Origin of the sequence: uncultured Gimesia sp. (genome assembly GCF_937910335.1) — a bacterium.
Taxonomy (GTDB): Bacteria; Planctomycetota; Planctomycetia; order Planctomycetales; family Planctomycetaceae; genus Gimesia.
This window is the reverse complement of the sequence record NZ_CALEMX010000145.1, coordinates 1-8280: the sequence shown is the minus strand read 5'-3', so window position 1 is coordinate 8280 and position 8280 is coordinate 1. Positions and strand designations below refer to the sequence as shown.

Sequence of the window (8280 nt, the reverse complement as noted above, 5' to 3'; positions counted from 1 at the left end):
TGTTACGACGATATTGGAAATGAAGTGAATTTCTAGTCGATTCTGACTCGAAATTTCAAAAGTGACACTTTACAATGCCCTGCTCGCTATCCGCGTCAATGACACGGATTCTGCGCCTCGCTGACTCTAGAGGCGGCATGAAGCTTGGTGAGGGTTAACTATCTATTAACAATGGCATAACGCTATTGATTCTGAATACAAATCGGGTTGATCTTGAGATCCCAATCCGACTTCAGCAAATTATTGATCAAAGTGTAAGTAGAAAAGAAGGTTTGAGGATGTTTGCAGTAATCGAAGATGGCAGCCACCAACATCAGATTCAGGAAGGAGATATCCTGACCATTGACTATCGTGCTACAGCAAAAGAAGGTGATTCCATTACTTTCGAAAGCGTTCTGCTTGCCAATGGTGGGGGAGCCAGCTGTATTGGTGCACCTGTCATTGAGGGAGCTTCTGTAGAAGCGGAAGTCGTTCAGCCGGAACTCAAAGGCGAAAAGCTCGAAATCCAGAAACTTCGACGTCGAAAAAATTCACGCCGCCATACAGGACACCGCCAGAAATACACGACCGTTCGCATCAACTCGATCAATGTACCCGGGCTGGAAATCGTGGAACCAGCGGCAGAAGAGCCCGAACCAGCGACTACTGAAGGCTAAAGGAACTCTGCTCCCAGGCTGTGCTGAGCGATAAAAACCGCGTGAATCACGCGCATTAGAATACATCAGAGTCTTATATCAAAAAGCTCCCTGAAATTTCATTTCAGGGAGCTTTTTCCATATCCGGTCATGACTGTCTACCAACTTTTACACTGCCTGTCATTCAAAACGGGGTTGACCAAAAACGGTTATTCCGCGTAACTTTACGCAGTTTTTGAGATCTATTCAGCAGAGGAATCCGCTTTTGTTCCTGACCGCTGATTCAAAAAACAATTCCATAATGTGCCAAGGATATTCTGATGCACTTGTTTTTTTCTGTAGGCGAACCCAGTGGTGACCAACATACAGCGCACCTCATTCATGAAATTCGTAATCGCCGTCCGGACGCGCGCTTCTCAGCATTTGGCGGACCGGAAATGCAAGCCGCCGGTTGTGAGCTGGAAGTACGACTCACCGACTATGCAGTGATGGGTATCTTTAATGTTTTGCCATTGATTTTTAAATTCATTCAGTTGCTCAAACAGGCAGGACAGTTTCTCGAAACACAACGCCCTGACGCCGTAATCCTTGTTGATTTTCCCGGCTTTAACTGGTGGATTGCTAAAAAAGCTAAATCGCTTGGCATCCCTGTTTTTTATTATTTGCCACCCCAACTCTGGGCCTGGGCTCCCTGGAGAATTAGACGTGTTCGTAAAAATATAGATTATGTCCTCTCTGGATTACAGTTTGAAAAACAATGGTATGAATCACGTGGCGTCAAAGTCGACTACACTGGTCACCCATTTTTTGATGAAGTGGCCTCCAGGTCGCTTGATCAAGGCGTGCTGGACGAACTCTCGCAATCTGGTGAAAAAATCGTTGGCATCCTGCCGGGCTCGCGGACAAGCGAAGTCAACTATAACTTTCCAATGATGCTGCGCATCATTCGTCAACTTTCACAACAGTTTCCGAATTCAGTATTTCCCGTTGCCTGCTATAAAGAAGCTCACCGTGAACTCTGCAAAAAATGGATCGAACAACAAGCAGCAACAGACCTTCCCATAAAGCTCTATTTGAAAAAATCGTCCGAAGTCATCGAATCGGCTCAATGTTGTCTGATGGTCTCAGGATCAATCAGCCTTGAGTTGCTGGCGAGAAAAACGCCGGCCGTTGTGATATACCGCAGTCATTGGGGCATGTATGTTATGGCGAATCTGTTAATTACCTGTAAATATATGTCGCTGCCAAATCTCATTGCCAATCGGGAATTGATGCCCGAATTTCCTTCCGTAGGATCGCCCGAAAAAGATATCGCAAAAATAAACACCATTCTGAGTGACTGGCTCTGTACTCCACTTTCTCTGGAACGTGCCCGAAATAGACTCATCTCTCTCTACCAGGAAACAGTGATACCAGGGGCTTCTGCGCAAGCTGCGGAATCAATTTTGCGCAACGTTGAGACTGAGCCTCAACAAAAAGCAGCCGCCTAGTAGACATTTGGACCGCAGAATGGGCTCTGTTTTCTGTTAAATAAGACACAAAGCACCGACTTTCCAATGAGAATTTAGGGAACATCCAATTGTTTGTTTTGTGTGAATGGTCCTCATGAAATCCCCTCGTTAGAATCATCGGATATGAGAATACAGACAGGTTATCAGCAAAAAATCGCTTTTGGCTGAAAAGAACCTTTCAATCTGAAAAGCATCTTGGATTATCGGGACTACATATACTAATGGGAAAAAAAACGATTCGGATTGGAATTGTTGGAGCCGGGGCAAATACAAAAAGTCGCCACATTCCGGGATTTCAAGCGATTGATGATGTCGAAATTGTGGGTGTCGTAAACTCCACGCCAGCCTCGACAGAAAAAGTCGCACGAAAATATGGTATTCCACAAACCTATTCTTCCTGGCAGGAGCTGGTCGAAGATCCGGAAATCGATGCCGTAATGATTGGCACCTGGCCCAATCTGCACTGTGATATCACCTGCATGGCATTGGAATCAGGCAAGCATGTGCTGACCGAAGCAAGAATGGCATGCAATCTCGCCGAAGCAGAGAAAATGCTGAAATATTCCCAGGCGCGCCCTGACCTGATTGCACAGGTTGTTCCCAGCCCCTTTGGTATGAAATATAATCAGGAAGTCATCAAATTGATTTCGCAAACCTATCTGGGAATCTTGCGCGAAGTCGTTGTACTGGGAGCCGATGACGCTTTTTGGGATTACAGTAATAAATTACATTGGAGGCAGGATAAAGAAATCAGCGGAAACAATGTTCTGACTCTGGGAATCTTACACGAAACGTTAAGCCGCTGGGTACCTCCCACGGAAAGAGTCTTTGCACAAAGTTCCATCTTCGAACCGCAACGTCCGTCATCACACGGTCAGGGGAATGCAGATGTCACGATTCCTGAAAGCCTGCAAGTCGTGACCAGACTGCAGGGAGGAGCAAATGCGATCTACCACTTAAGTGGTTCGATTTTGTTTGGCCCTGGACTGCAGATCCACTTATACGGTGACCATGGAACGATTAAAGTTCAATTCACTCCCGAAGAAAAATTATTTGTCGGACATCTGGGAGAAGACCAGATGAAGGAAATCCAAATTCCGAAAGAAGAAGAGGGCTTCTGGCGAGTAGAAGCGGAATTTATCGGCGCAATTCGAGGGGAAGAAATCGTCCACTTCACCGACTTTGCCACTGGAGTCAAATATATGGAATTTACAGAAGCGGTTGCCCTGAGTTCTGAAAAAAATGAACCTGTGACCCTTCCTTTGTAACATGTCTCTTAAAAAGTCCCTTGTGACTGACTGGGATTGCCTCAATCATCAATTGATTCGATGATGGAAAGCATCAACTCCAAACCATCAAATTATTAACCTGATGCAAAACCAGCTCACTTAATGACGCAGAATTATGACAATACCATATCAACAGGAATTACAGGTAGCGCTTGCTGCAGTCAGGCAGGCATCGCTGATATGTCGCTCGGTTCAGGCTGCGATCACAGATGAAGTGCTGGAGAAACAAGACAAAAGTCCGGTGACTGTTGCAGATTTTAGCAGTCAGGCTGTCATCTGCCGGGCTCTCAACGCTGCATTTCCGGAAGATCCCATCATCGGCGAAGAAGATGCTGCTGAGTTACGTCAGACAGAAAATCATGAGTTTCTGGAAAAAATCGTCACAGAACTGAGTGCTGCCGGCATTCCTGAATCGAATCCTGAAAATACGTGCCGCTGGATCGACCAGGGAGGCGCCAAAGAGTACAGCAGCCGCTTCTGGACTCTCGATCCCATTGATGGAACCAAAGGCTTTTTACGCAAAGAGCAATATGCGGTTTCGCTGGCATTAATTATCGACGGTAAAATAGTAGTCGGTGTCTTAGGCTGCCCCAACTTACCTCACCCGGTTAATGAATCGATCAAGGGCACGATTTATCATGCCGTCGCCGGTCAGGGCGCGTTTGCGACTCCGCTGGATCAGGAACAGGCTGCCGTTCCCATTCGTGTTAAAACTACCAGTGATTTTTCTCAATCGCGATTTTGTGAATCGGTGGAATCGGGACACAGTTCACACGGTCTTTCACAACAAGTGGCAGCGAAGCTGGGAATTGAAAAAGAACCGCGGCGGCTCGACAGCCAGGCCAAATATGCTGTTGTCGCCCAAGGAGACGCAGACATTTATATGAGACTGCCCACACGCATTGGTTATCGAGAAAAAATCTGGGACCATGCAGCCGGAGTTTTGCTGGTAGAAGAAGCAGGTGGCACAGTAACAGACATCAATGGAAAACCGCTGGAATTGAATCATGGATATGAACTGACTGATAATCAGGGGGTGATCGTGACAAACGGACCTTTACACCTTGGCTTGATTGAAACTCTGGACAAACTCGCAACCGACCAGTAACAGGGTGATGAAACAATCACTTCGCCTTCGCACCGATCTCTATCTAGCTTATGAAGTTTTACTGATATGGACTGGCAAATTGTAGTAACGTTCCTGGTTTTGGGAGGAGTCATTGGCTCTCTTACGTTTCTGCGTGCCGGCGCTGACACCATTTTGCTGGGAGGCCTCACCATACTGGTTGTCACCGGGGTGGTGCCATCAAAAGAAGCCATTGCCGGTTTTGCCAATGAAGGACTCATCGCTGTTGCGTTTCTGTTTGTAGTCAGTGAAGGAATCCGACAAACAGGAGGAGTCGCCTTCAGCGGACAACAATTATTAGGGCGTCCTAAATCATTGACTGATGCCCAATCACGTGTGATGCTACCTTCGGCCGTATTAAGTGCATTCCTGAATAACACACCCGTCGTCGCCATGATGATGCCCGTGATTTCAGACTGGGCCAAGAAAATGCGTTTTTCGGTATCTCATCTCATGCTTCCCTTGAGTTATTCAGCCATTCTGGGAGGCTTATGCACGCTGGTTGGCACGAGTACGACACTGGTCGTAGATGGATTGTTACAAAACGAACCAAACCAAGCTGGCTTATCCATGTTTGAGATCGCCTGGGTGGGATTTCCAATTATGATCGTCGGCCTGATCTACTTACTGGTTTTCTCACGCTGGTTACTGCCAGAAAGAAAGCCAGCCATTACCCCCATGGATGACCCGCGAGAATATACGGTAGAAATGGTTGTAGAGCCTGGCTGCCCACTCATCGGCAAAACGATTGAACAGGCGGGCCTGCGTCATCTTCCCGGCATGTATCTAATGGAAATTGATCGGCACGGTGATGTGATAGCCGCTGTTTCCTCCAATGAACGGTTGGCCGCCAATGATCAGCTTGTCTTTGTCGGTGTTGTAGAATCGGTCATCGATCTACAAAAAATTCCCGGCCTCAATCCTGCCACCGATCAACTGTTTAAACTCTCTGGTCCTCGCTCTGATCGCTGCCTGATCGAAGCAGTCGTGTCTGATAGTTTTCGATTTATCAACATGTCAATTCGCACGGCAAAATTCCGCTCGAACTACAATGCCGCCGTTATTGCGGTGGCTCGTAACGGCCAGCGCATCAATAAGAAAATTGGTGACATTGAACTTCAACGCGGCGATACCCTGCTGATCGAAGCCCATCCCTCGTTTATTGACCAGCAAAGAAACTCGCGCGAATTCTTTCTAGTCAGCCAGGTTGAAGATTCTACTCCCCCTCGACATGAAAGAGCCTGGATCGCCCGCTGGATCTTACTGGCTATGATTGTACTGGTCGCGTTTTTTAATGTAAAAATGATCGTCGCTGCAATGGTGGCAGCCGCTCTGATGACCGCTACTCGTTGCTGTAGTGCTACGGAAGCTAAACGTTCTATCGACTGGGGTGTACTCATTACAATCGCGGCAGGTCTGGGAATTGGCAGTGCCATGGATAGTTCAGGCGCTGACGACGCGATTGCATCATTTTTTGTAAGCGTGGCTGGCAATTCATCTAATACGCCTCTGATCATGCTGGCGATTCTGTCGTTAACCACTCTCATCTTTACCAACTTGATAACGGCCAAAGCGACCGCGACTCTGATTTTCCCCATTGCCATCGCTGCTGCTCACTCGTTGGGTGTCGACATTATGCCCTTCGTGATTACTGTGATGATCTCCGCTGCCGCCTGCTTTGCAACACCCATCGGATATCAGACCAATCTGATGGTTTTTGGCCCTGGTGGATATAAGTATGGTGACTACCTCCGAATTGGGGGTCCACTGACTTTGATCGTCTGGATTATGACTGTAATCATCGTACCTCTTGTCTGGCCTTTCCATCCGTGATAATGTTACTTTAGCGGCAAGTTGCCGTTTCGTTTCGGATTGAAACTAATCTTGGTCATTATCAGGGTTCCACCATGAATCGCCTCTTTTGCTTCAGCATCATTATCTCACTAGTGTTGTCGGCATCCTTTTTTGCGAACACCCAAAATTTGAGAGCGCAAGAGCCAGCGCCGGAAGATCGTGCCAAACTGGAGCAGCAACTTAAAGAGCTTCAAACTCAAATTACTCAGTTAAAGCAGGATCAAAAGATCAAAAGATCTCTGCTCGCTGATGTCGAAGTCTATGCCAAGGCCGCGGAATGGATTCTCAGGCACAACGAGTTTTACAAACCACAATATGTGAAATATACCAATCAGGTTCTCGAAACAGGATTAAAGCGAGCACAGCAACTCAAGGCAGGCACACCGGAATGGCTGCAGCAAAACGGAACTGTCATCTTCGGCTATTACTCAAAAATTGACGGTTCGGCCCAGCCTTATGCGATCACCTTTCCTGCAGACTTCAAAACAAAATCCAGTCAACGCTGGCCCCTGCATGTGGAACTACATGGTCGTGGCAGTACACTCAATGAAGTTTCATTCATTAATCAAGCCAGCCGCAGGGCACCCCGAGAAGGACACAACTGGATCCATCTTGCTCCCTTCGGCCGTATTAATAATGGCTGGCGCTGGAGTGGCGAAACCGATGTGCACGAAGCCATTGCAGATGTAAGTCAACGTTACATGATCGATAAGAAACGCATTACAATGCGTGGCTTTTCGATGGGAGGCGCTGGTGCCTGGCATCTGGGTCTCCATTACCCTTCTCTCTGGTGTGGAGTGGGCCCCGGCGCCGGATTCGTCGACTTTTATCAGTACCAGAACCACAAAGAAAAACTGCCACATTACCAACACAAAACTCTACGCATTTATGATTCGATCGATTACGCATTGAACGCAGCCAACGTTCCCGTCGTGACCTATGGTGGTGGTAAAGACAAACAACTGGTATCAAGTACCAGAATGGTGGAGAAGGCGAAAGCGCATGACATCAACATCGCACTCTATATCAGCCCGGAAGCGGCCCATCAGGGTCGGATGCCCGCCTTTCAGGATTACCTTGCTGATTTACAGAATCATTCAAAACAGGGACGCCCTGCCTGGCCCGGAAAAAAACAGATTCGCTTCATCACATTTACTCCCAAATTCAATGAGTGCGAATGGCTCACAATCGAAGAACTTGACGAAATGTATGAACCGACTATCGTAGAGGGAGGCATTGAAAAAAAATCGGGAAATCTGGTTCTCAAAACCGAAAATGTAAACGCCCTTTCCATAGCCCGGGATATCGCCTACAAAGTAGAGCTGGATGGAACCCTGCTCCCACTCGAATCGGCCGCAGAAGGCCTGTTACCGCAGGTGTATTATGTGAGAAGCAATAATGGCTGGGATGTTTTAAAATATGAAGACTCCAGAACATTTATCGAAAATCCGGATCAGAAAAAACGACGCGATCTGCAAGGACCCATCGATGATGCATTTACACTTCCATTTGTCTGTGTGAAAGGCACAGGCAAAGCCTGGAAAAATGAACTCAATGAATGGTCTCAGTCAGTTCTGGCTCTATTTGAAAAAGAATTTGATAAGTGGCTCAGAGCAAAAGTACCGGTCATCAATGATCACGAAGTCAGTGACAAAACCATCGCCGATAAAAATCTGATTCTATTCGGCGACCCGGGCTCCAATTCTCTGATTGCTAAAATCATCGAAGACCTTCCAATTCAATGGACCAAAGACCAGATTACCGTCAACGGAAAAAGCTATGATACACAAAACCATGGCGTCGTTCTGATCTATCCCAATCCATTGAACCCTGCCCGCTATGTGGTGATTAACTCCGGACACACG

The 8280-nt window shown here is 47.2% G+C and carries 6 protein-coding genes; all 6 read left to right on the top strand.

Annotated features, from left to right (window positions below; genetic code table 11):
• Window positions 1-278: 278 nt before the first annotated feature.
• Window positions 279-656, top strand: coding sequence for a 50S ribosomal protein L21 (rplU, locus tag Q0668_RS05780; RefSeq protein ID WP_298861181.1), 378 nt, complete (start codon window positions 279-281; stop codon window positions 654-656).
• A gap of 299 nt (window positions 657-955) precedes the next feature.
• On the top strand, window positions 956-2125 hold the full coding sequence (gene lpxB / locus Q0668_RS05775; protein ID WP_298861178.1) for a lipid-A-disaccharide synthase: 1170 nt from the start codon (window positions 956-958) through the stop codon (window positions 2123-2125).
• Between the two features lie 242 nt (window positions 2126-2367).
• Entirely contained in the window at window positions 2368-3414 is a 1047-nt protein-coding gene (locus tag Q0668_RS05770) for a Gfo/Idh/MocA family oxidoreductase (RefSeq protein WP_298861175.1), read from the top strand.
• Window positions 3415-3550: 136 nt separating this feature from the next.
• Window positions 3551-4543, top strand: coding sequence for a 3'(2'),5'-bisphosphate nucleotidase (locus tag Q0668_RS05765; RefSeq protein WP_298861171.1), 993 nt, complete (start codon window positions 3551-3553; stop codon window positions 4541-4543).
• A 66-nt stretch (window positions 4544-4609) separates the two neighbouring features.
• Complete coding sequence (locus Q0668_RS05760) at window positions 4610-6394, top strand: SLC13 family permease (RefSeq protein ID WP_298861167.1); 1785 nt, start codon at window positions 4610-4612, stop codon at window positions 6392-6394.
• A 74-nt stretch (window positions 6395-6468) separates the two neighbouring features.
• The coding region (locus tag Q0668_RS05755; RefSeq protein ID WP_298861165.1) for a prolyl oligopeptidase family serine peptidase at window positions 6469-8280 on the top strand (1812 nt) is incomplete at its 3' end.

Coding starts and splice junctions, on each gene's coding strand:
- Q0668_RS05760 (WP_298861167.1), top strand. CDS start 4,610: ATGGACTGGCAAATTGTAGTAACGTTCCTGGTTTTGGGAGGAGTCATT.
- lpxB (WP_298861178.1), top strand. CDS start 956: ATGCACTTGTTTTTTTCTGTAGGCGAACCCAGTGGTGACCAACATACA.
- Q0668_RS05765 (WP_298861171.1), top strand. CDS start 3,551: ATGACAATACCATATCAACAGGAATTACAGGTAGCGCTTGCTGCAGTC.
- Q0668_RS05770 (WP_298861175.1), top strand. CDS start 2,368: ATGGGAAAAAAAACGATTCGGATTGGAATTGTTGGAGCCGGGGCAAAT.
- rplU (WP_298861181.1), top strand. CDS start 279: ATGTTTGCAGTAATCGAAGATGGCAGCCACCAACATCAGATTCAGGAA.